We start from the raw sequence: 21,082 nt of genomic DNA, 5'->3' as shown, positions 1-21,082 counted from the left end.
CTTTACAGCGCCTACCAAATGCAGAATGACATGTTGGTCTCATTTCGGAACCATAAGCCGAATTGAGGCGATCAACAATGTCGCGTCCTCACCGTGCCTTTGTCGGCGCGGAGCGGACGACGGCTGAGCCCGCCTGGCCTCACGCCGCAGCGGTGCTGAAACGCGCGAAGGACCAAACGCATGACCAGATTTCTCGTGACCGGCGCATCCGGCCAGTTCGGCCGCCTCGTGCTCGATTCTCTTCTTGCCTCCGGCCGGCTTGCGCCCGGCGATCTCGTCGCCGCGACCCGCGATCCTGGCAAGCTGTCCGCCTATGCGGATCGGGGCGTGACCGTTCGCCCGATCGATTTCGACCGTGAGGAGACGCTCGCCGCAGGATTCGACGGGATCGACACGGCGCTGATCATTTCCACGGATGCGCTGGGCGAGGAGGGCAAGCGCCTCGGCCAGCATCGCCGGGCCGTGGCCGCCGCCGCGAAGGCAGGCCTACGCCGCCTTCTCTATATTTCCCTGCCCAATGCAGAAAACTCGGCCGTCTCTTTCGCGCCCGATCATCTCGGCACGGAGGCGGCGATCAAGGCCTCCGGTCTCGCCTACACCATCCTGCGCAACAGCTGGTATATGGAAAACCTGTTCATGTCGCTGCCCGCCGCGCTCGCCAGCGGCCAGTGGTACAGCGCGGCCGGGGATGGACGCATCCCCTATGTCGCCCGCGCCGACCTCGCCGCCGCCGCCGCCGGCGCCATGCTGACGGATCCGGGACGGAACGACATCCTGACGCTGACCGGTCCGGTCTCCTATACGGTCTCGGACGTGGCAGCGCTGGTCTCTGAAGCCACGGGCAAACCCCTGTCCGTGGTACCGGTAACCGACGAACAACTTGCCGAGGGAATGGCGGCAGGCGGCGTGCCTGCGCCTTTCATCCCCACGCTCGTCTCCTTTGACCGCGCGGCCCGGCTTGGGCAGTTCGATGTCGTCACCGGCGACGTCGAACGCCTCTCCGGCCGCAAACCGCAATCGCTCGCAGCCTTCCTGCAGGGCAACAAGGGCGCATTCGGCGGCTGAGTGCCGCAGAGTCTTCCGGAACACCGTGCGGCCATCGCGACCGCACGGTGCTCCCGGACGTTACACGGTCTGGCCGCAGGCGCGGCGGAAACGGCGTACCGTTTCGCTCATGCCGTAGATGAGCGCATCGGCGGTCAGTCCGTGGCCGATCGACACTTCCGCCAGCTGCGGAACATGGCGCACCAGGCGCGGCAGGTTGTCGACCGTCAGGTCGTGCCCCGCATTGATGCCGAGGCCCAGCTCGCTTGCAAGCCGGGCGGTCTCCCCCAGTTGCGCGGCGATCTCCTCGGCGCGCTCGGGCGTATCATAGCAGCCGCCATAAGGGCCGGTGTACAGTTCGATCCGGGCCGCGCCGGTCTCGCGCGCCATCTCCAGCGCCTCGCGGTCCGGCACGCCGTCGGCAAAGAGCGATACACGGAACCCCTGCCCTGCCAGCCGCCCGACGACCTCTTTCAGGAGCGCGTGCTGCGCGCGAAAATCCCAGCCATGGTCGGACGTGGCCTGCGCCGGATCGTCCGGCACCAGCGTCACCTGTTCCGGCTGGGTCTCTTCGACGAGCGCCAGGAACTCGGCGTTGGGATAGCCTTCCATGTTGAATTCGGCATGGGGAAACAGATCGTCGATCAGGTTACGGATCGGTTTTAGATCGGAAAAGCGAATATGGCGCTGGTCCGGCCGGGGATGAACCGTCAAGCCGCCCGCGCCCGCCTCCAGGGCCTGCTGACCGATTCCGGTCACGGACGGCCAGGGGAGATCGCGCCGATTGCGCAGCATGGCGATGGCATTGAGATTGACGGACAGCGTGGCGGGCATGGCAGGCACCTTGAGGAGCATGAATGGCCCTGCCTGTGCGGCAGGTTGTGCGCTCTGAGGCTTAATCGATAATCGCCCGCGCCGGAATGACGGCAGCGGATTTTTTCCATGTCTGCTGCGGAGACCGCGCGTCTCTTCCCGGAGCCGTCTTGCAGATCCCGAGCCTCGCGTCCCTCTTTATCAAAGGTTGCAGACACGGCGGACGGCCGCGCCCTACAAGCGTTAGCGACCGGTTTTTTGCGGGTATCATGATGTAATTGGATATGCTGGACTGACAAATGATGTTTTTTGCGCTTTAATGATATGAGTCGGATGGACGCACAGTCCGACGCTGCCATCCGTCCCTTTCGATCCGTCTTTGCGGCCCGGCGCGAACCTCTTCGCGGCAGGCAAGTTGGAGGGGCGGATGAGGACCGAAGGACAGACGTGGGATCGCAGGGAGCGAGATGAGCCAAGGAGAACCAAGCCACACGGCGAAGCGGGCGGCGCTCGATGCCGTGCTGTCGAGCGACGTCTTTGCGCGCTCGGAGCGCCTGCGCGCCTTTCTCACCTATGTGGTTGAAAAGGATCTGGCGGGCGAGGCCCAGCAGCTGAAGGGCTACACGATCGCGATCGATGTCTTCGGCCGCGCCCAGAGCTTCAATGCCGACAGCGACCCGCTGGTGCGCGTGCATGCAGGCAAGCTGCGAAAGCTCCTCACTCACTATTACGAAAGCGAAGGTGCCACCGACCCCTGGCAGATCGTGGTGCCGAAGGGAGGCTATACGCCGAGCTATAGTCCGCGCCCGGTGGAGGAAACCGCGCCGGCGCTCGCTCAGCGTGAAAGCGAACAGCCCGCCGCAGATGCGCTCATCGCGCCGTCCGCTCGCCACGAGGCTCCAATCGAGCCTGCCGCGCAGCCGCTCGCAGCCTGGCCTTCGCCTTTGTTCCTCCAGCGGGATGCCGAGGCAGTGTCCGACCGGACCGACCTCCCGCCGATCGCCTGCGCTCCCGCCCGCTCCAAACCCTCGCCCTTCGCAGCCCTGTCGATCCTGCCGCTGATGATGCTGCTACCGCTGTCCTCGACGGCGATGAGCGTGCATATCCCCGCAGCCGCGATGGCTCGGCCGGGCGTTGTGGACACGGTGGCGGGCGCCCTGCCTCATCTGCATCTCAAGCTCGGAAGCGCTGCCGGCGGCCGGGCGCAAGAGTTCTCTCGGTTGCTCAGCGCCGCCTTCACCCAGTACCGCACGATCAACGCCACGACGCTGCCGACGATCGAGGCCAGCGCGCCGCCGAGCCCGGACGAGAGGCTGAGCTTCGACGTGACGGTCGAGGAACAGAGCGCACCCGATGGGCTGATGGTCACGATTGCGAACAGCGCCAACGGCGATGTCGTCAGCTCGTCTTTCATTCCCAATCACGAGATGATGGACGAGAACGACCTGCTTTATGAAAGCCTGGAGATCGCCAGCACCAGCCTGACCGCCGACGGCGCCATCTTCCGCTACGCGGCGGAGAAGGGCATCGAATCGCATCTCATGCGCTGCATGCGGCTCACCGATCTCTTCCGCATGTCGCGCGACCGCAGAAGCTTCCAGGAGATGCGGGACTGCCAGCAGGGCCTCGTGTCCGGGCCGGATGGCAAGATGATCTTCGCGATCAGCGCCGGCGCGCTGCCCAAGGCCTTGAGCGACGTCAAGTGACGCTCAGCGCACGATCGTCAGGGTTTCCGCGGCGCGGGTGATCGCGGTATAGAGCCAGCGTTCCCGGGTGTCGCGGAAGGCCCAGCTCTCGTCGAACAGCACGACATTGTTCCACTGCGAGCCCTGCGCCTTGTGGACCGTCAAGGCATAGCCATAGTCGAACTCGTCATAGCGCTTGCGCGTCGACCAGGGGATCTCGCCCTCGACATCCTCGAAGGCGGTCTTCAGCAGTTTGATCTTGGCCGCCCCGCGGTCCATGTCATCGTCTTCCGGCCTGATCATCAAATTGATGCCGGGTTTTACCGTTTCCTTCGACGAGGTCATGACCTGCCAGAGCGAGCCGTTGAGCAGCCCCTTGGCCGGGTCGTTGCGCAGGCAGACCAGCTTGTCGCCGGACTGCGGATATTCGGTCGTGAACCCTTTGAGTTCACGCAGCCGGCTGTTGTAGCGCCGCCGCGTGCGGTTGGTTCCCACAAGCACCTGGTCGGCGTCCAGCACCAGGCTCTGGGTCACCGCGCTCTTCGGGATCACCTGCGCCGCGCCATAGTCGCCAAACATGATCTCGTTGCCCTCGCGCACCTGCATGGCAAGCTTGATGATCGGGTTGTCCCGCGCCTGCCGGTGGATCTCGGTCAGCAGGTAATTCGGCTCGTCATTGGTGAAGTAGCCACCGCCCGAGACGGGTGGCAACTGCCCGGGATCGCCGAGAACGAGGATCGGCGTGCCGAAGCTCATCAGGTCGCGGCCAAGCGCCTCGTCCACCATGGAGCATTCGTCGACGATGATCAGGGCCGCCTTGGCGACCGGGCTCTGGCGGTTGATCGAGAACATCGGCGCGATCGAGGTCTTGCCGGTTTCCTCGTCGGACACCTCCTCCTCGCCGCGCGGCCGGTAGATCAGCGAGTGGATCGTCTTCGCATTCTTGGCGCCCTTGGAGCGGAGCACCTGGGCGGCCTTGCCCGTGAAGGCGGCGAAGATCACATCGCCATCGACATGCTCGGCGAAATGACGGGCGAGCGTGGTCTTGCCGGTTCCGGCATAGCCGAACAGCCGGAACAGCGGCGTGCGCCCGTCCTTCAGCCACTGGCTGACGGCCTTCAGCGCTTCATCCTGCTGGGGTGCGAATTCCATGGCCGTGACTGACAGGATTCGCGGCAGCCGCGCAAGCAAAACCCGCCAGACGGCACCGCCCAAACCGGCATCCGTGTCACTCGCCCCTTAAGGCCTCCCCCAAGAACCAGCGCCTTGACTTCGCCGAGGCCATCGCCTCTTAAGGAGCCACCTCCCCGTTCGACAGGGTCTTCGTCCTGCTTCGGACACCCTTGGGATCTGCCATGCCTGTCCGCCATTCCACATCCGCCTCGCTTGTCTCCATTCGAAGCGGCGGATCCCGCCGATGAGTGCCACGATCAACCCGCAGGGTCTCGGGCGGCGATCGACTCCGCTGCAATGGGCCGTGCTTCTGGTCCTGTCGCTGCTGCTCGCCGGCGCGATGGAGCTGGCCGGCATACCGGCCGCCCTGCTGATGGGGCCCATGGTGGCGGGGGCGATCGTGGGGCTCAATGGCGGCAGCATCCGCCTGCCGCGCCTTCTCGTCTTCCTGTCCCAGGCGCTGATCGGCACGATGATCGCCGGCTCGATCAATGCCGGTATCGTCACCACCTTTCTCGGCAACTGGCCGCTCTTCCTGGGCGTCGTCCTCTGCGTCATCACCATGAGCACGCTCAGCGGCTATCTGATCAGCCGGCTGAACATCCTCCCCGGGACCACAGCCATCTGGGGCTGCTCGGCGGGTGCGGCCACGACGATGATGGTGATGGCCGAGGCCTATGGGGCCGATGCCCGGCTCGTCGCCTTCATGCAATATCTGCGCGTGGTGTTCGTCGCGGGTGCCGCTGCCCTCGTCGCGCGGTTCTGGGTCGGGGTCGACAGCGCCGCGCCGGCCATCGTCTGGTTTCCGCCGATCGCGCCGCTCTCCTTCGCGCAGACGCTGCTGGTGGCACTGTTTGCCGGCATGCTCGGCTGGCGGCTGCGCATTCCGGCCGGCGTCCTGCTGCTTCCCTTCCTGTTCGGCGGCCTGCTGAGTATCTCCGGTCTCGTCACCCTTCATCTGCCGGAATGGCTGCTGGCGATCAGCTATGCGCTGCTCGGCTGGAACATCGGGCTCGGCTTCACCCGCACGATCCTGCAGCATGCACGCCGTGTCCTTCTGCCGACCGTGGCCTCCATTCTCATCCTGATGGCGATCTCCGGCGGTCTTGCCTTCCTGCTCACCCGAACCGCCGGTATCGACCCCTTGACCGCCTATCTCGCCACCAGCCCCGGCGGCATGGATTCCATCGCGATCATTGCCGCCAACAGCACTGTCGACCTCGCCTTCGTCATGGCGCTGCAGTCGGCGCGGCTGCTTATCGTCACGGCCATCGGTCCGGCGCTTGCACGCTTCGTCGCCACGCGGTCCGGCAAGGCTCCGCCGCGGGTCTGAACCGGGATCGGGACCGAAATGCTGGCCTTCGCGGCGCGCAGGTCTATCTTCTCCGACAACCGAAGGAGAACGCCATGACCACCCCGCTGCCGACCATCACCTTCCCCAATGGACGCACCGTGCCGGCGCTCGGCCAGGGAACCTGGCGCATGGGCGAGGATACCGCCGACCGGGCGAGCGAGATCCGCAGCCTTAATCTCGGCCTCGATCTCGGGCTTACCCTGATCGATACGGCGGAAATGTATGCGAGCGGCGGCTCGGAAGAGGTCGTGGGCGCGGCGATCGAAACCCGCCGCGACGAGGCCTTCCTCGTCAGCAAGGTGCTGCCGTCCAACGCCAGCCGCGAGAAAACCATTCGCGCCTGCGAGAACAGCCTGAAGCGGCTGAGAGTCGAGCAGATCGATCTCTACCTGCTCCACTGGCGCGGCAACCATCCGCTGTCGGGCACGGTGGAGGCCTTCGAGCAGCTGAAGGCGGAGGGGAAGATCGCCGCCTGGGGCGTGTCCAACTTCGATGTCGAGGATTTGGAAGAGCTCGCCGACATGCCGGCCGGCGGCAGCGTCGCGACCGACCAGGTGCTCTACAACCTGTCCCGCCGCGGCATCGAGCACGACCTGCTGCCCTATGCCGCCGCGCGCTCCCTGCCCATCATGGCCTATTCACCGCTCGACGAGGGGCGGCTGCTGCCGCATCCGATACTGGCGAAGATCGGCCGGGAGCTCGACGCGACACCGGCGCAGGTCGCTCTGGCCTTCGTCCTTGCCCGTCCCGGCATCATCGCCATTCCGAAGACCGGCTCGGCCGAGCGCGTCAAGGAAAACCATGCGGCGCTCAGCCTCGCCCTGACGCCCGCCCATCACGCTGCCCTTGACGAGGCCTTCCCGCCACCGGCCACGAAGCGCCCGCTGGAGATGATCTGAGAAGCGCCGGCCCGGAACGATCGGGCCGGCTCGGGCGATCACATGCCCTGTGCGCCGCGGTTCATGGCCGCGATGCCGGTGCGGCAGACTTCGATCAGCCCGAGCGGCTTCATGATCGCCACGAACTGGTCGATCTTCGAGGATTTGCCGGTGATCTCGAAGATGAAATGCTCGACGGTCGCATCGACCACCTTTGCGTGAAAGGCATCCGCCAGCCGCAGCATTTCCGCGCGGTTGTCGCCGGTGCCCTTGACCTTCACAAGCGCCACCTCGCGCTCGATCGGCCGCTCATGCCCGAGCGTGTTGGCGCGAACCGTGAGGTCGACGACGCGATGCACCGGCACCAGCCGCTCGAGCTGCGCCTTGATCTGCTCCAGCACATGCGGCGTCCCGCGGGTGACTACGGTGATGCGCGACAGATGCGCCTCATGCTCCGTTTCGGAGACCGTCAGGCTCTCGATGTTGTAGCCGCGGCCGGAGAACAGACCGATCACACGGGCCAGCACGCCCGGCTCATTGTCCACGAGCACGGACAGCGTGTGCTTCTCGTCGACCTCTGTTTCCTTGGCGATGAAATAGGCAGAGCCGGTCGGCTGGAGATGGGCGTTCATGATTTTCGGTCCATTGATTGAGACATTGTTCAGGGAGTCAGCTCGACGCGGGCGCCCTCTAGATACTGCTTCGCCAACCGCACAAGCCTGCGGTCGAACGTGATAAAGTCGTCGCCGTGTTCTGTCAGGCAGACATGCAGCGCGTCAGCAAAGTCCATGCCCCGTACATAGGCGTCGAGCGCCAACACGATCACCTGTCGCTCCCTGCAAAAGACATTCCGCGCGTCGAGGACGGCGTTGAACAGCGTGTGGATCCTGTACCGATCGAAACCATAGCGGCTTCTTAAGACCCATTCCGTCTCCAGAAGCACCGTCGGAAGGAGCACGACATCGGAGCTTGAGAAAAGGCCAGCGGCAGTCGCAAACTGGACGTCATCATCCTGTGCGAACAGCCGGACGAGGATGCTGGTATCAATCGTCTGCCTGGCCATGTCCCTGCCGCTCCAACCGCGCCCAGTCCTCGATCGCCGCACGGCTGATGGCCTCGTGCATCATCTCGTCGGTGACCAACGGCCCCTCGTATTTCGGAAAGCTCCGAACAATCGAAAGGACCTCTTCAGAGGTGAGGCTTCTGCGCGAGGGCGCATCCCTCCGGCTGTCCAAGACCGGTTTCAAACTGATCTCACCTCCGCTGTCGGTCACCTCCAGCTCGGCTCCCTCCTTCAAACCGTAGGCTTCACGGAGCGCGGCGGGAATAACGACCGCACCGTGCTTCAACCACGTTCTCGCCATGACGTCACCTCCAGCGGCAAAAGGGCGGGCCTACTCTACCCCGCCCCGTCTACCCGATCAAACGAGCTGGCGGCCCTTGGCGTCGATGGCGGTGGCGACGGCTTCGTCGGTCGCCTCGTCCGGCAGGAGCATTTCATTGTGCGCCTTGCCGGAGGGGATCATCGGGAAGCAGTTCGCGAGATTGGCCACGCGGCAGTCGAAGATGACCGGAGCCGGACTGTCGATCATCCGCTGGATCGCCTGGTCGAGTTCCTCCGGCTTCTCGCAGCGGATGCCGACGCCCCCATAGGCCTCGGCCAGCTTGACGAAGTCGGGCATCGCCTCGGTGTAGGAGTTCGACAGGCGGTTGCCATGCAGCAGCTGCTGCCACTGGCGCACCATGCCCATGTATTGATTGTTCAGGATGAAGATCTTGACCGGCAGATTGTACTGAACGGCGCAGGACATTTCCTGAATGCACATCTGGATCGAGGCGTCGCCGGCGATGTCGATAACGAGGCTGTCGGGATGGGCGACCTGCACGCCGATCGCCGCCGGGAAACCATAGCCCATGGTGCCGAGGCCGCCCGAGGTCATCCAGCGATTGGGCGCCTCGAAGCCATAGAACTGCGCCGCCCACATCTGGTGCTGACCGACTTCCGTGGTGATGTAGGTGTCGCGATCCTTCGTCAGTTCATAGAGACGCTGCAGCGCATATTGCGGCATGATGACGTCCTTGCTCGGCGTATAGCTAAGCGACTTGCGAGCACGCCAACCGGCGATTTCCTCCCACCAGGGCGCGAGTTTCGCCGTATCCGGCTTGTCGTCCGCAGCGTGCCAGAGCCGCACCATATCCTCCAGAACCCGCCCGACATCGCCCAGAATCGGAATGTCGACGCGGACGTTCTTGTTGATCGACGAGGGATCGATGTCGATGTGGATCTTCTTCGAATTGGGCGAGAAGGCATTCAGACGGCCGGTGATGCGGTCGTCGAAGCGCGCGCCGACGCAGATCATGACGTCGCAATCATGCATCGCCATATTGGCCTCGTAAGTGCCGTGCATGCCGAGCATGCCGAGCCAGGCGGGGCCGGAGGCCGGATAGGAACCGAGGCCCATCAGGGTCGAGGTGATGGGAAAACCGGTGAGCGCAACCAGCTCGCGCAGGAGACGCGAGGCCTCCGGGCCTGAGTTGACGACGCCGCCGCCCGTATAGAAGACCGGGCGACGGGCCGACCGCATCAGCGCAACCGCTTCCTCGATCCGTTTGATATCGCCCTGGACCTTCGGCTGGTAGCTGGTCTGGACGCGAACCGCGGACGGCGGCGTGTAGGTGCCGGTCGCGAACTGGACATCCTTCGGAATATCAACCAGAACCGGGCCGGGACGGCCGGACTGGGCGATGCGGAAGGCCTCGTGAATCGTGGCGGCGAGCTCGTTGACGTCCTTGACGAGCCAATTGTGCTTGGTGCACGGCCGGGTGATGCCCACCGTGTCGCATTCCTGGAAGGCATCGGAGCCGATCAGCGTGCTCGGAACCTGGCCCGACAGGCAGACGAGCGGGATCGAATCCATCAACGCATCCTGCAGCGGCGTGACGGCGTTGGTGGCGCCGGGGCCGGAGGTGACGAGCATGACGCCGACCTTGCCGGTGGAGCGGGCATAGCCCTCGGCCATGTGGCCGGCGCCCTGCTCGTGGCGAACCAGGATGTGGTTGATCTCCTCCTGCTGGTGGATCTCGTCATAGATCGGCAGGACCGCGCCGCCGGGATAGCCGAAAATATCGGTGACGCCGTTGTCCTTCAGCGCCTGGAGAACGATCTCGGCTCCCGTCATCCGCATGCCCTGCGCGGTCTTCGTCTCCTCGCCCGCCGCTGCCGTCGTCTGCATATCCATCCTGCTCATCCGCCCTGTTTGGCCTGTCATCACTGCCCTGGAGGCATTCGGCCCTAGTGATCGTCATGGTTTGAAGGCATAAAAAAAGGCCCCGTCAGGAGCCTTGGTCTGCGCATGGGTGGCTAACGCCGGATGGTTACGCCATCCTGCCCATGCGCCGTCCCACCACAAGAATTGCAACAATCTTCGTCATGGGGCGCAGTGTTAACCGGATTGAAAGGCGCCGTCAACGTCTTTTGACGTGAGCCAACAAAGGTGCAAATCGGCCTGAACTTCGTAAACCGCGGAAACGCCTTGTTAAAACGCCTGCCCTATCATCAAGCCTGACAACAGGTGAGCCCCTTGCGCAATACTGATCTCCAGACATCGAGCCAGGCGGGCGAGCAGGACCGTCGTGACGCGATTGCACGCGGGAACCGATTCCTGGGTCGCGTGATCGCGTGCAGCGGGTCCCGCGCCACCATCGCCGCCACCGCCGAGAACGGCGAGACGACCATGTCGGAACTCTGGTCGGTCGGTCGCCTGGTCTCGATCAGCGTCGGCTCCAACCGCGTCGTGGCGCTGGTCAATTCCATGCGCACGGACGATCAGGCCTGGGCCGAGCATGCGGACAACATCATCCATATCGATGTCGAGCTTTTGGGCGAAGTCTATGTCAGCCCGGAAGGCGAGGAGCGCTTCTCGGCCGGCATCAGCCGCTTTCCCTATCTCGGCGCCATCGCCCACCGCATCCGCTCGGCCGACCTCGCGCGCGTCTATGACAGCGGCCGTCTCGACAGCTGCGTCATCGGGACGCTCACCCAGGACGAGACGATCGACGCCTCGATCCATGTGCCCTCCATGTTGTCCAAGCATTTCGCCATTGTCGGCACCACCGGCGTCGGCAAGTCGACCGCCGTGGCGCTGTTGCTGCGCAAGGCGCTCGCCGCCGATCCGAAGCTGCGGGTTCTGATCCTCGATCCGCACAACGAGTTCGCCGCCGCCTTCCCGACGGAAGCCGTGGTCATCGACACCGACACGCTCGACCTGCCCTTCTGGCTGATGCGGCTGGAGGAGTTCGCCGAAGTGGTGTTCCGCGGCCGCCCGCCGGTGCCCGAGGAGCTCGACATCCTGCGCGACGTCATCCCCGAGGCCAAACGCGCCTTCAAGGGGGGTGGCGACACTGCGCTGATGAGACGACCGACGGAAAAGAGCTCGATCACGGCCGATACGCCCGTTCCCTACCGCATCGCCGATGTGCTGGCGCTGATCGACGAGCGGATCGGACGGCTTGAGGGACGGACCGAGAAGCCGAGCCTGCGTTCGCTGAAAGTGCGCATCACCGCGGCGATCAACGATCCGCGCTACGGCTTCATGTTCTCCTCCAACACGATCACCGACACGATCCTCGACACGATCGGCCGGATCTTCCGGGTGCCTGGCGATGGCCGGCCGCTGACCACCTTCCAGCTCGGCGGCATCCCCTCCGAGGTGGTGAATTCCGTCGCCTCCGTTCTCTGCCGCATGGCCTTCGAAATCGGCCTGTGGAGCAATGGCGGCGTGCATATGCTCGTCGTCTGCGAAGAGGCGCACCGCTATGTGCCCGCCGATCCGGCGCTGGGCTTCGTGCCGACCCGCCAGGCCATCGCCCGCATTGCCAAGGAAGGCCGCAAATACGGCGTTTCGCTCGGCATCATCACCCAGCGCCCGGGCGAGCTCGATCCGACCATCCTGTCGCAATGCTCCACCGTCTTCGCCATGCGCCTGTCGAACGAGCTCGACCAGGAGATCATCCGCTCGGCCATTCCCAATTCGTCGATCTCGACGACCAGCTTCATCTCCTCGATCGGCAACGGCGAGGCGATCGCGTTCGGCGAAGCGGTCGCCGTGCCGATGCGCATGCGGTTCAAGCGGGTCAAGGACAGCGAACTGCCCAAGGCCAGCGGCTTCTCGATGAAGCTGTCCGACGACACGCCGGCCACCGTCGATTTGCGGACAATCGTCGCCCGCATGCGCTCGATCTCCGCGCCGGAGACGGCGGCCTTTCAGCCGCAGGAGCCGGCCATCGCCCCGGCAGTCGCCCATCCGCAGCACGCGCCGGAGCGCGCCATCGTCCCGCCGCCGGCCTCGGCGCCGTCGCCGAGGCCAGAGGTCTTCCGCCATGACCTTCTGCCACAGGGAGATCCGCCGGCGCATCCGCAGCTCGGCCGGTTCAATCAGATCCGCAACCAGCTGCTGAGCGAAGACGCGACGCCGCGGCGGATGGAGGATCGCCCGTTGCACCGCACGCCGCCGCCGGACGAGACGGACCCTCCGCCCCACCGCCCGTCCTCGCTGCGCGAGAGCCTGTTGAAAAAGCCGCTCGGCAGCATCATCCGCAAGTAGCGGGATCGACGCGGATCCAGTCCGGGCCAAGCTGGTTGCGGAACCAGGTCATCTGCCGCTTGGCATACTGGCGCGTGGCGGCCGATGCCGTTTTTACCACCTGCTCGCGCGTCATTGTCCCGGCCAGCATGGCAGCGATCTGCGGCACGCCGATCGCTTTCATGACGGGCAGGTCCGGAGAAAGCTCGAGCGCCAGCACGCGCTTCACCTCCTCGACCGCCCCCTCCTCCAGCATGGTCGAAAAGCGCCGATCGATCCGCTGGCGGAGCAGCGCCCGCTCCGGCTCGACCACCAGCTTCAGCGCCCGATCCGGATCGACCAGCACCGGACCGCTTTCGGCCTGAAAGGCCAGGATGGAGCGCCCGCTGGCGCGCTTCACCTCCAGCGCGCGCAGGATCCGCTGCCCGTCCCCCGGCCTGATCCGCGCCGCCGCCTCTGCATCGTCGCGCGAAAGCGCATCGTGAAGAGCGGCGGCGCCCTGCGCCGCGAGTTCCGCCCGCAGCGCCTCGCGCAATGCGGCCGGCACGGGGGGCATGGCGGACAGGCCGCCCGTCAAGGCCTTGAAGTAGAGCCCCGTGCCGCCGATGATGATCGGCAGCCGGTTCCGTTCGCGGATCTCGTCGAGAACCGGCGCAAGATCGCGGGTCCAGGCACCGGTGGAATAGGTCTCGCTGGCCGGCACATGGCCGTAGAGCCGGTGCTCGATCCCGGCCATCTCCCTGTCCGAGGGGCGCGCGGTCAGAATGCGCAGCGTGTCGTAGACCTGCATGCTGTCGGCGTTGATCACCACGCCGCCATAGCGCGCGGCGAGATCGAGCGAGAGCGCCGACTTGCCGCTGGCGGTCGGCCCGGTTATCAGGATCGCGTCCTGTCCAGTTTCAAGGGTAATTGCCATGGCTCTCGTTGCCACGCTTGTCGCCGCTCCGTCAAATCCGGTGCTGAGCCCCGCCCTTGGCGAGCGCGCTGCAGCGGCGGTAGAGGCCGCCGGTCTCTACTGGCTTGCCGATGGCATTGCCTGCGACATCGCGCTGCGCGACGGCGTGGATGCCGCCGAGGCCGAGGCGGCGCTGCGCGACGCGATCGCGGGGCAGCCGGTCGATGTGGCGGTGCAGGTGGCGGAAACCCGGCGCAAGCGCCTGCTGATCGCCGACATGGATTCCACCATGATCGGCCAGGAATGTATCGACGAGCTGGCGGCCGAAGTCGGCCTCAAGGAACAGGTGGCCGGGATCACCGCCCGCGCCATGAATGGCGAGATCGCCTTCGAGCCCGCGCTGATCGAGCGCGTCGCGCTTCTCAAGGGCCTGCCTGCCGCCGTCGTCGACGAGGTGATCGCCCGTCGCATCACACTGACGCCCGGCGGCCAGCAACTGATCGCCACGATGAAGGCGAAGGGCGGCTATACGGCGCTGGTTTCCGGCGGCTTCACGGTCTTTACCGGACCGATCGCCGCCCGGCTCGGCTTCGATGAACACCGCGCCAACCGGCTGATCGAGGCGGACGGCCATCTGACCGGCGACGTCGCCCGACCGATCCTCGGCAAGCAGGCGAAGGTCGACGCGCTTGAAGACATCGGATCGCGGCTCGGCATCACGCCGGACGAGGCGATGGCCGTCGGCGATGGCGCCAATGATCTCGGCATGATCCAGCGGGCGGGCTCGGGCGTGGCGCTGCATGCAAAGCCCACCGTGGCAGCTCAGGCCAAGCTGAGGATCGACCATGGCGACCTGACGGCGCTCCTCTACCTGCAGGGCTATCGCAAGACGGATTTTGTCGGATGATCGAGACCGAGCGGCTGCGGCTCCGAAACTGGCGAGAGGCAGACCGGGCGCTCTTTCACACGATCAACAGCGATCCCGAGGTGATTACCTTCTTTGCTACTCGTCGCACCAGGGACGAGGCGGATGCCATGATGGATCGCTGCGCGGCAACGATCGCGCAGACGGGGCGAGGCTGGTTCGCCCTGGCCGAGAAGGAAAGCGATGCGCCGATCGGCATGTGCGGTCTCGCCGATGCCCATCTCGCGCCGCTGTTCCCGGCGGAGATGGTCGAGATCGGCTGGCGGCTGGCGCGCCCCTCTTGGGGCAAGGGCTTTGTCACGGAAGCTGCAGAAGCCTTGCTGCGCCTCGGCTTTACCCGGTTCGCCCTTCCCGAAATCGTCTCTTTCGCCGTCCCCGACAATCAGCGCTCGCTGGCCGTCATGCGGCGTCTCGACTTTCAACGGGACGAAAGCCGGGATTTCGACCATCCGCGCGTGCCGGACAGCCACGCGCATCTCAAGCGTCACCTCTTTCACAGCCTCACTGCAGGGCGCTGGGCCGAGCAGCGGCCGGCTGCCACGCGGGGCGGCCTGCAGATTGGCACCCCGTCTATTCCAGGCGCAGGCTGACGAAGCGCAGTTCCCCGGTCTTGTTCGATACCATGACGAGCGTGTTGCGACGCCCGTCACCCTTCAGCTCCTCGATGCGCGCCGACACATCCTCTGGCGTCTTCATCGCTTCCTGGCCGATCTCGACGATGACATCGCCGGCGACGATGCGTCGCTCGGCCGCCGGAGATCCGGCCGCCACGTCGGTGACCACGACGCCCTCGATATCGGCGGCGATCTCATAGGTCTTGCGGCTGGCATCATCGAGCGTGGCCAGCGTCATGCCGAGCACGACATCGGCGGCCGGCAGGGTGGCGGCCGGCGGCTCGGCCTGATCCGTACCTTCCTCCGTGCCTTCCCCCGCTCCAGGGGCCGCGGGCTCGTCGGAGGCAGCCTCGTCATTGTTCTCGAGCCGGCCGAGCGTGACCTTGACCGTCTGCTCCTTGCCGTCGCGCAGGATCACCACATCGACCGCCTTGCCGACCGGGCTCTCCGCCACCACACGCGGCAGGTCGCGCATTTCCACCACATCCCGCCCGTCGAACTTCACGATGACGTCGCCTGCCTTGATCTCGCCATTGGCGATCGGCCCGCCTTCGATGATGCCGGAGACGAGGGCGCCACGGGCCGTGTCCATCTTCAGGCTCTCGGCAATGTCATCGGTGACCGGCTGGATGCGCACGCCGAGCCAGCCGCGGCGGGTTTCGCCGAATTCGCGCAGCTGGCCGACGACATTCTGCGCCAGCTCCGTCGGCACGGAAAAGCCGATGCCGATCGAACCGCCGGAGGGCGAGATGATGGCGGTGTTGATGCCGATGACCTCGCCCTTCATGTTGAAGAGCGGTCCGCCGGAATTGCCGCGGTTGATGGCGGCGTCGGTCTGGATGAAATTGTCGTAGGGGCCGGCATTGATGTTGCGGCCGCGGGCCGAAATGATGCCGACGGTGACCGTTCCGCCGAGGCCGAACGGGTTGCCGATCGCCATCACCCAGTCGCCGATACGCATGGCGCGGCTGTCGCCGAAGGGCACCGCCGTCAGCGGCTTCTTCGGCTCCACCTTTAGAAGCGCCAGGTCAGTCTTGGTGTCCGTGCCGATCAGCTTGGCCTTCAGTTTCGAGCCGTTGGCGAAATTGACCTCGATGTCGTCGGCGCCCTCGATGACGTGGTTGTTGGTGACGATGTATCCGGCGGGATCGATGACGAAGCCGGAGCCGAGCGATTCCACCTTGCGGCTTTGCGGACCGCTGCCGCCCTGCCCCTTGAAGAATTCATCGAAAAAATCCTGGAAGGGCGAGCCCTCAGGCACCTTCGGCATCGGCGCTTCGTCGTCGGATTTCACGTTCTGCGAGGTGGAGATGTTGACGACCGCGTCGAGCAGGCCGGCGGCAAGATCGGCAACCGAGGCCGGCCCCTGCATCATGGCCGGCGGCACCTTGATCTGCGGCGCGGCGGCTGAAGGCGGTGCGGGAAGAGCCTCCGGGGCTGCCGGCGGCGCAGCGGGTGCCGGGGCGGGCGGAACCACATTGGCAGGCGGCGCCATCTGGGCTGCGGCCGGCAGGACCGTTCCGCCAGCGAGAACGGCCGAAAGACCGGCGACGAGCGACCGGGTGAAGCTCAGGCGGAAAGTCGATCCCATGGGGTCCTCATGTTCGCAAGATGATGCAGCGGCCGCGATCGCGAAGTGCGGACGAGATTAGAAAAACGCGCCATGAAGCGAAAGCCCCAGCGGCACCCCTTCGCCACGTCGCCGTGGCAGGCCGCGTTCGAAAATGCATGCGACGCGGAGCACAGGCTGATCATGCGGTGAAGATAAGGCGGGGCCCTGCCCCGTCCAGTCATCTTTTCGTTATGCCCGCATTTCGCTTTCACCGATGCCGCGATCGGCTGGTCCGCTCCCACGGACTTACAGCGTTACCTCGTGCCCATGCGCCTTCAACGCGGCGAGCGCCTTGTCCACATCCGATTCGAGAATGAAAACATAGTCGGTCGAGAACGTGGAACTGGCAAAAAGCCCGACGCCTGCCGCCGACAGCGGCTGCAGCACCGAGGAGAGAATGCCCGGAATGTCGAAGGCGAAATGCTCCTCGATGCGCAGGCAGCGCCAGCCGTTGGAGGAGATGACGCTGGTCGGGACGCGGGCGGCACGGCAAACGAGCGTCATTTCCTCGCGCGAGCTCGACACGGCCCAGAAGCCGGGTCCCGGAAGCCATTCCGGGATCGGCGTGCCGACGTTCAGCCGGATGATCGCATATTCGGCTTCGACCAGACGGATCAGCAATTTGCGTGACATGAATTTCCTCGCGGGGAGCCGCATCCTGCCCGGTTGCGCTCCAGCGGCGGCGCGGCGTGCGCCGTCGATGGCTTGATGGCGCACTGTCTGCGCCCGCTGGCCATTTACCAGCCCGCCTCCTCGCCCTCAAGCCCCTCCTTTCGGAGCAGGCAGGATGGCGAAGATCATGAAAAAGGCCGGCGCAGGGCCGGCCTTTCGAGGTTCATACGCCGACCCGGCTCAATTGGCCGGCGCGGGATTGGCGGGTGCCAGAGCCGGAGCGCCGGCGGGCGCCTGCGGTGCCGCGGCGGCAGGGCCGGCAGCCGGTGCAGCGGGCGGCGTCGGCGTGCCGTCGGAGCTGTTGAAGTAGCGGAAGAACTCCGAGTCCGGCGAGATGACCAGCGTCGTGTCCGGACTGCCGATCGCCTGTGAATAGGCGGTCATCGAGCGATAGAACTCGAAGAAGGCCGGATCGCGCTGGAACGCGTCGCCGAAGATCCGCGTGCGGTCGGCTTCGCCTTCACCGCGCAGCACTTCGGCATCGCGCTGGGCATCGGCAACGATTTCGACCACCTGACGGTCGGCAATCGCGCGGCGACGCTGGCTTTCTTCGTTACCACGGGCACGGATCAGCTCGGCCTGGGCCAGACGCTCGGCGCGCATGCGGTCATAGGTCTGCTGCGAGACTTCCTGGTTGAGATCAGTGCGGCGGATGCGGACGTCCTGAATGTCGAGGCCAAGCGACTCGGCATCGGGCTTCAGGTCGGTGCGTACTTCGCGCATCATGGCTGCGCGCTCTTCCGACAGGGCCGCCTCGAAGCCACGCAGACCGTAAACCCGGCGCAACGAACTGTCGAGACGGGTCCGCAGCCGCGATTCGGCCGATTCCCGGTCGCCGGAAACGGTTTCGCGGAAGCGGCGTGGATCGGCGATCCGATAGACGACGAAGGCGTCCACCTCATAGAACTTGCCGTCGGAGACCTGGACGCGGATGTTGTCGAGATCGAAGCGCAACGCCTGATCCTCGACATACTGCACCCGGTCGGCATCCATGAAGCCGAAGGGCAGCTTGAAGTAGAGACCGGGCTCGGTCTTCACATCCTGGATCTGACCGAAGCGGACGACGACGGCCTGCTGACGCTCGTTCACGACGAAGATCGAGGAATAGCCGATGATCAGCAGCACGCCGAGGGCGATGAGAAGGGCGGGAAAACGGTTCGACATTTACTGGGCTCCGCCGGTCTGGGGGGCCGGACGGCCGATTTCGGTCAAGGGCAGATAGGGCAGAACGCCCTGGTTGCCGGACTCGTCGAGAATGACCTTCTTCGACTTGCCGAGCACGCCCTGCATGGTTTCCAGATAGAGCCGCTTGCGGGTCACGTCGGGCGCCTGCGAATAGGCATTGTAGACAGAGATGAAGCGCTGCGCCTCACCCTGGGCTTCCTGCACGATCCGGTTCTTGTAGGCTGCCGCCTCTTCGCGCAGCTGGGCCGCCTGACCGCGTGCGCCACCCAGAACCTGGTTGGCATACTGGTTCGACTGCTCGACATACTGGTCTTCGTTCTGCTCGGCGCGCTGGACCTCGTCGAAGGCATCGGCCACTTCGCGCGGCGGTGCTGCATCCTCGATCGCGACGGTATTGACCGAAATGCCGGACCCATAGGCATCCATGGTCACCTGGATCGTGGTCTTCACGTCCTCGGCGATCGCCTGGCGATTATCACGGAAAATATCCTGTGCCGGACGACGGCCGACGACTTCGCGCATCGCGCTTTCGGAAACCTGCCGCAGCGTGTTGGCCGGATCCTCGACATTGAACAGATAGGCCTTGGGGTCGGTCACCGAGAACAGCACCGAGAACTGGACGTTGACGATGTTCTGGTCGCCGGTCAGCATCAGGCCGGCATTGGAGCCGTCGCCGCCGGCACCGCGGCCGCCGATCGACTGCTGCTGCTCGGTGACCTTGACGATCTCCACCGTTTCAAGCGGCCACAGATGGAAGTGCAGCCCCGGCATGGAAATTTCGTCCTTCGGCTTGCCGAAGCGCATCTCGACGCCACGCTCGTCCGGCTGGACGGTGTAGATCGAATTGACGAGGAAGAAGGCCACGATCAACAGCGCGACGATGACGAAGACGCCGCCATTGAAGCCGCCGGGAATGACGTTTTTCAGCTGGTTCTGTCCCCGGCGGAGAATCTCCTCCAGGTCCGGCGGACCGCCCGGGCCACGGCCATTGCCGCCACCGCGCGGACGATTCGGTCCCTGGCCCCAGGGGCCCTTGTTACCGCCGCCACCATTGCCGCCGCCGCCACCCCATGGGCCGCCGCCGCCATTCTGATTGCTCCAGGGCATTCATACCTCGTTTGTTGGTTACTCCCCACCCGCAGGTCGGGACCAGCGAGGCTGTTCACTTTATAGGGAGCCGGAAATGCCCTTTCAACGCGACTCCCTCTCACTTCGCCGTTAGAGGTGAAAATAGTTCCACGCATGGCAGGCAAATGGCGGCAGCGGCGGCCGAGCGTCCCCGCAGAGACCTGGCCGTCGCTCAGCCGCGCGGCGTCGCCGGCGCGTGCCGCGTGTAGGTCTCGATGGTCATCGCGTGGCTGTCCTTCTCGCCCCGCGTCAGCGGCTGCGCGGCGATCCGCTCGAACTGTGTCTCGTCGATGGCAGCGAAGACCGTGTCGCCCTCGATCTCCGCCTCGACGCGGGTAAGCTCGATCCGGTCGGCCTTTGCCAGTGCCTGCGCATAGATCGTGCCGCCGCCGATCACGCAGATCTCCGTCACCAGAGCAGCGCGGGCCCGCTCGGCGGCGAGCGTCAGCGCGGTGTCGAGGTCCGGTGCCACATCGACGCCGTCGGGCGCGTAGTCTGCCTGGCGGCTGACGACGATGTTGGCGCGGCCGGGCAGCGGCCGGCCCAGCGACTCGAAGGTCTTGCGCCCCATGACGACCGGTTTGCCCAGCGTCAGCGCCTTGAAATGTTTGAGATCGGTCGGGAGGCGCCAGGGCATGGCGCCGTCGCGGCCGATCACACCATTGCGCGCGGCGGCCACGACGATGACGACGGAGATTTCGGCTTCGCTCATCCTAAACGGCCACGGGCGCGCGGATAGGCGCATCGGCCTCGTAGCCGGTGAGCGTGAAGTCCTCGAAGCGGAAGGCAAAGAGATCGTGGACCGCCGGATTGAGATGCATGGTCGGCAGGGGCTTCGGCGTGCGGGTCAGCTGCTCGCGCGCCTGGTCGAAATGATTGCTGTAAAGATGCGCGTCGCCGAGCGTGTGGATGAACTCGCCCGGCTTCAACCCGGTCACCTGCGCCACCATCATCGTCAACAGCGCGTAGGAGGCGATGTTGAAGGGCACGCCGAGGAATATATCGCCGGAGCGCTGGTAGAGCTGGCAGGAGAGCCTTCCATCCGAAACATAGAACTGGAACAGGCAATGGCAGGGCGGCAGCGCCATCTCCTCGACCAGCGCCGGGTTCCAGGCAGAGACGATCAGCCTGCGGGAATTGGGGGTGGTCTTGATCGCCTCGATCAGATTGGCGATCTGGTCGATCGATCGGCCATCGGCCGCCGGCCAGGAGCGCCATTGTGCGCCATAGACCGGACCGAGATCGCCGTTCTCGTCCGCCCATTCGTCCCAGATCCGCACGCCGTGTTCATGCAGATAGGCAATGTTGGTATCCCCGCGCAGGAACCAGAGCAGCTCGTGGATGATCGAGCGGACATGCAGCCTCTTCGTGGTGAGCAGCGGGAAGCCGGCCGCCAGATCATAGCGCATCTGGTAGCCGAAGATCGAGCGCGTGCCCGTCCCTGTCCGATCGCCGCGGTCGCTGCCATTCTCCAGCACATGGGACAGCAGGTCGAGATAGGTCTTCATGACAAGGCACTCCG

Annotated in this window: 20 protein-coding genes; 7 read left to right on the top strand and 13 right to left on the bottom strand. The window is 65.3% G+C overall.

The genetic code is table 11. The features are described from left to right. Positions 1-180 precede the first annotated feature (180 nt). Entirely contained in the window at positions 181-1,065 is an 885-nt protein-coding gene (locus U8330_RS07200) for an SDR family oxidoreductase (RefSeq protein ID WP_323104491.1), read from the top strand. 60 nt (positions 1,066-1,125) lie between these two features. On the opposite strand, the gene U8330_RS07195 is transcribed toward U8330_RS07200, so the two are convergent. Further along, the gene (locus U8330_RS07195; protein ID WP_323104489.1) at positions 1,126-1,878 is read right to left on the bottom strand and encodes a pyridoxine 5'-phosphate synthase; all 753 of its coding nucleotides are present in this window, start codon (positions 1,876-1,878) and stop codon (positions 1,126-1,128) included. A gap of 446 nt (positions 1,879-2,324) precedes the next feature. Here U8330_RS07195 and U8330_RS07190 point away from each other — a divergent pair, with 446 nt between their 5' ends. Further along, positions 2,325-3,563: a hypothetical protein gene (locus U8330_RS07190; RefSeq protein ID WP_323104488.1), complete on the top strand. Its 1,239-nt coding sequence runs from the start codon at positions 2,325-2,327 to the stop codon at positions 3,561-3,563. Positions 3,564-3,566: 3 nt separating this feature from the next. On the opposite strand, the gene U8330_RS07185 is transcribed toward U8330_RS07190, so the two are convergent. Continuing rightward, positions 3,567-4,694, bottom strand: a complete 1,128-nt coding sequence (locus U8330_RS07185; protein ID WP_323104487.1) for an ATP-dependent RecD-like DNA helicase — start codon at positions 4,692-4,694, stop codon at positions 3,567-3,569. A 265-nt stretch (positions 4,695-4,959) separates the two neighbouring features. On the opposite strand from U8330_RS07185, the gene U8330_RS07180 reads away from it, so the two are divergent. Together U8330_RS07180 and U8330_RS07175 are read left to right on the top strand one after the other, a co-directional pair. Then, the gene (locus U8330_RS07180) at positions 4,960-6,048 is read left to right on the top strand and encodes an AbrB family transcriptional regulator (RefSeq protein WP_323104486.1); all 1,089 of its coding nucleotides are present in this window, start codon (positions 4,960-4,962) and stop codon (positions 6,046-6,048) included. A gap of 74 nt (positions 6,049-6,122) precedes the next feature. Further along, positions 6,123-6,968: an aldo/keto reductase gene (locus tag U8330_RS07175; RefSeq protein WP_323104485.1), complete on the top strand. Its 846-nt coding sequence runs from the start codon at positions 6,123-6,125 to the stop codon at positions 6,966-6,968. 38 nt (positions 6,969-7,006) lie between these two features. On the opposite strand, the gene ilvN is transcribed toward U8330_RS07175, so the two are convergent. From ilvN to U8330_RS07155, 4 genes are read right to left on the bottom strand one after another with little or no spacing between them, the layout of a single operon-like run. Beyond that, positions 7,007-7,579, bottom strand: coding sequence for an acetolactate synthase small subunit (gene ilvN / locus U8330_RS07170; protein WP_323104484.1), 573 nt, complete (start codon positions 7,577-7,579; stop codon positions 7,007-7,009). 29 nt (positions 7,580-7,608) lie between these two features. After that, the gene (locus tag U8330_RS07165; protein ID WP_323104483.1) at positions 7,609-8,010 is read right to left on the bottom strand and encodes a type II toxin-antitoxin system VapC family toxin; all 402 of its coding nucleotides are present in this window, start codon (positions 8,008-8,010) and stop codon (positions 7,609-7,611) included. Further along, a complete protein-coding gene (locus U8330_RS07160) occupies positions 7,991-8,311 on the bottom strand; it encodes an AbrB/MazE/SpoVT family DNA-binding domain-containing protein (RefSeq protein WP_323104482.1) in 321 nt (106 codons plus the stop codon). Before U8330_RS07160 ends, U8330_RS07165 begins: the two co-directional genes overlap by 20 nt. A gap of 57 nt (positions 8,312-8,368) precedes the next feature. Continuing rightward, positions 8,369-10,180: an acetolactate synthase 3 large subunit gene (locus tag U8330_RS07155; protein WP_323107217.1), complete on the bottom strand. Its 1,812-nt coding sequence runs from the start codon at positions 10,178-10,180 to the stop codon at positions 8,369-8,371. A 348-nt stretch (positions 10,181-10,528) separates the two neighbouring features. On the opposite strand from U8330_RS07155, the gene U8330_RS07150 reads away from it, so the two are divergent. Beyond that, complete coding sequence (locus U8330_RS07150; protein ID WP_323104481.1) at positions 10,529-12,550, top strand: ATP-binding protein; 2,022 nt, start codon at positions 10,529-10,531, stop codon at positions 12,548-12,550. On the opposite strand, the gene miaA is transcribed toward U8330_RS07150, so the two are convergent. Beyond that, positions 12,537-13,445: a tRNA (adenosine(37)-N6)-dimethylallyltransferase MiaA gene (gene miaA / locus U8330_RS07145; protein ID WP_323104480.1), complete on the bottom strand. Its 909-nt coding sequence runs from the start codon at positions 13,443-13,445 to the stop codon at positions 12,537-12,539. The genes U8330_RS07150 and miaA overlap by 14 nt on opposite strands. On the opposite strand from miaA, the gene serB reads away from it, so the two are divergent. Beyond that, the gene (gene serB, locus U8330_RS07140) at positions 13,444-14,331 is read left to right on the top strand and encodes a phosphoserine phosphatase SerB (protein WP_323104479.1); all 888 of its coding nucleotides are present in this window, start codon (positions 13,444-13,446) and stop codon (positions 14,329-14,331) included. The two genes, miaA and serB, sit on opposite strands and share 2 nt — an antisense overlap. Next, positions 14,328-14,939, top strand: a complete 612-nt coding sequence (locus tag U8330_RS07135; protein WP_323104478.1) for a GNAT family N-acetyltransferase — start codon at positions 14,328-14,330, stop codon at positions 14,937-14,939. The genes serB and U8330_RS07135 overlap by 4 nt, the downstream gene beginning before the upstream one ends. On the opposite strand, the gene U8330_RS07130 is transcribed toward U8330_RS07135, so the two are convergent. From U8330_RS07130 to U8330_RS07105, 6 genes are all read right to left on the bottom strand, one after another. Beyond that, positions 14,920-16,554 carry a DegQ family serine endoprotease gene (locus U8330_RS07130; protein WP_323104477.1) on the bottom strand — a complete coding sequence of 545 codons (1,635 nt, stop codon included), beginning with the start codon at positions 16,552-16,554 and terminating at the stop codon, positions 14,920-14,922. The genes U8330_RS07135 and U8330_RS07130 overlap by 20 nt on opposite strands. Before the next feature lie 267 nt (positions 16,555-16,821). After that, the gene (locus tag U8330_RS07125; protein WP_323104476.1) at positions 16,822-17,208 is read right to left on the bottom strand and encodes an ACT domain-containing protein; all 387 of its coding nucleotides are present in this window, start codon (positions 17,206-17,208) and stop codon (positions 16,822-16,824) included. 219 nt (positions 17,209-17,427) lie between these two features. After that, complete coding sequence (locus U8330_RS07120; protein WP_323104475.1) at positions 17,428-18,411, bottom strand: protease modulator HflC; 984 nt, start codon at positions 18,409-18,411, stop codon at positions 17,428-17,430. Then, positions 18,412-19,539, bottom strand: coding sequence for an FtsH protease activity modulator HflK (hflK, locus tag U8330_RS07115; RefSeq protein ID WP_323104474.1), 1,128 nt, complete (start codon positions 19,537-19,539; stop codon positions 18,412-18,414). Between the two features lie 193 nt (positions 19,540-19,732). After that, entirely contained in the window at positions 19,733-20,272 is a 540-nt protein-coding gene (locus U8330_RS07110; RefSeq protein ID WP_323104472.1) for a dihydrofolate reductase, read from the bottom strand. Between the two features lies 1 nt (position 20,273). Further along, complete coding sequence (locus U8330_RS07105) at positions 20,274-21,068, bottom strand: thymidylate synthase (protein WP_323104470.1); 795 nt, start codon at positions 21,066-21,068, stop codon at positions 20,274-20,276. Between the last annotated feature and the right edge of the window lie 14 nt (positions 21,069-21,082).

The organism is Rhizobium sp. CC-YZS058 (genome assembly GCF_034720595.1).
Lineage (GTDB): Bacteria > Pseudomonadota > Alphaproteobacteria > Rhizobiales > Rhizobiaceae > Ferranicluibacter.
This window is presented reverse-complemented; position numbering and strand designations above follow the sequence as displayed.

What these genes read in the sequence shown, in the direction of transcription:
- U8330_RS07200 (WP_323104491.1), top strand. Translation starts at nt 181, where the DNA reads ATGACCAGATTTCTCGTGACCGGCGCATCCGGCCAGTTCGGCCGCCTC.
- U8330_RS07195 (WP_323104489.1), bottom strand. Translation starts at nt 1,878, where the DNA reads ATGCCCGCCACGCTGTCCGTCAATCTCAATGCCATCGCCATGCTGCGC.
- U8330_RS07190 (WP_323104488.1), top strand. Translation starts at nt 2,325, where the DNA reads ATGAGCCAAGGAGAACCAAGCCACACGGCGAAGCGGGCGGCGCTCGAT.
- U8330_RS07185 (WP_323104487.1), bottom strand. Translation starts at nt 4,694, where the DNA reads ATGGAATTCGCACCCCAGCAGGATGAAGCGCTGAAGGCCGTCAGCCAG.
- U8330_RS07180 (WP_323104486.1), top strand. Translation starts at nt 4,960, where the DNA reads ATGAGTGCCACGATCAACCCGCAGGGTCTCGGGCGGCGATCGACTCCG.
- U8330_RS07175 (WP_323104485.1), top strand. Translation starts at nt 6,123, where the DNA reads ATGACCACCCCGCTGCCGACCATCACCTTCCCCAATGGACGCACCGTG.
- ilvN (WP_323104484.1), bottom strand. Translation starts at nt 7,579, where the DNA reads ATGAACGCCCATCTCCAGCCGACCGGCTCTGCCTATTTCATCGCCAAG.
- U8330_RS07165 (WP_323104483.1), bottom strand. Translation starts at nt 8,010, where the DNA reads ATGGCCAGGCAGACGATTGATACCAGCATCCTCGTCCGGCTGTTCGCA.
- U8330_RS07160 (WP_323104482.1), bottom strand. Translation starts at nt 8,311, where the DNA reads ATGGCGAGAACGTGGTTGAAGCACGGTGCGGTCGTTATTCCCGCCGCG.
- U8330_RS07155 (WP_323107217.1), bottom strand. Translation starts at nt 10,180, where the DNA reads ATGCAGACGACGGCAGCGGCGGGCGAGGAGACGAAGACCGCGCAGGGC.
- serB (WP_323104479.1), top strand. Translation starts at nt 13,444, where the DNA reads ATGGCTCTCGTTGCCACGCTTGTCGCCGCTCCGTCAAATCCGGTGCTG.
- miaA (WP_323104480.1), bottom strand. Translation starts at nt 13,445, where the DNA reads ATGGCAATTACCCTTGAAACTGGACAGGACGCGATCCTGATAACCGGG.
- U8330_RS07135 (WP_323104478.1), top strand. Translation starts at nt 14,328, where the DNA reads ATGATCGAGACCGAGCGGCTGCGGCTCCGAAACTGGCGAGAGGCAGAC.
- U8330_RS07130 (WP_323104477.1), bottom strand. Translation starts at nt 16,554, where the DNA reads ATGGGATCGACTTTCCGCCTGAGCTTCACCCGGTCGCTCGTCGCCGGT.
- U8330_RS07125 (WP_323104476.1), bottom strand. Translation starts at nt 17,208, where the DNA reads ATGTCACGCAAATTGCTGATCCGTCTGGTCGAAGCCGAATATGCGATC.
- U8330_RS07120 (WP_323104475.1), bottom strand. Translation starts at nt 18,411, where the DNA reads ATGTCGAACCGTTTTCCCGCCCTTCTCATCGCCCTCGGCGTGCTGCTG.
- hflK (WP_323104474.1), bottom strand. Translation starts at nt 19,539, where the DNA reads ATGCCCTGGAGCAATCAGAATGGCGGCGGCGGCCCATGGGGTGGCGGC.
- U8330_RS07110 (WP_323104472.1), bottom strand. Translation starts at nt 20,272, where the DNA reads ATGAGCGAAGCCGAAATCTCCGTCGTCATCGTCGTGGCCGCCGCGCGC.
- U8330_RS07105 (WP_323104470.1), bottom strand. Translation starts at nt 21,068, where the DNA reads ATGAAGACCTATCTCGACCTGCTGTCCCATGTGCTGGAGAATGGCAGC.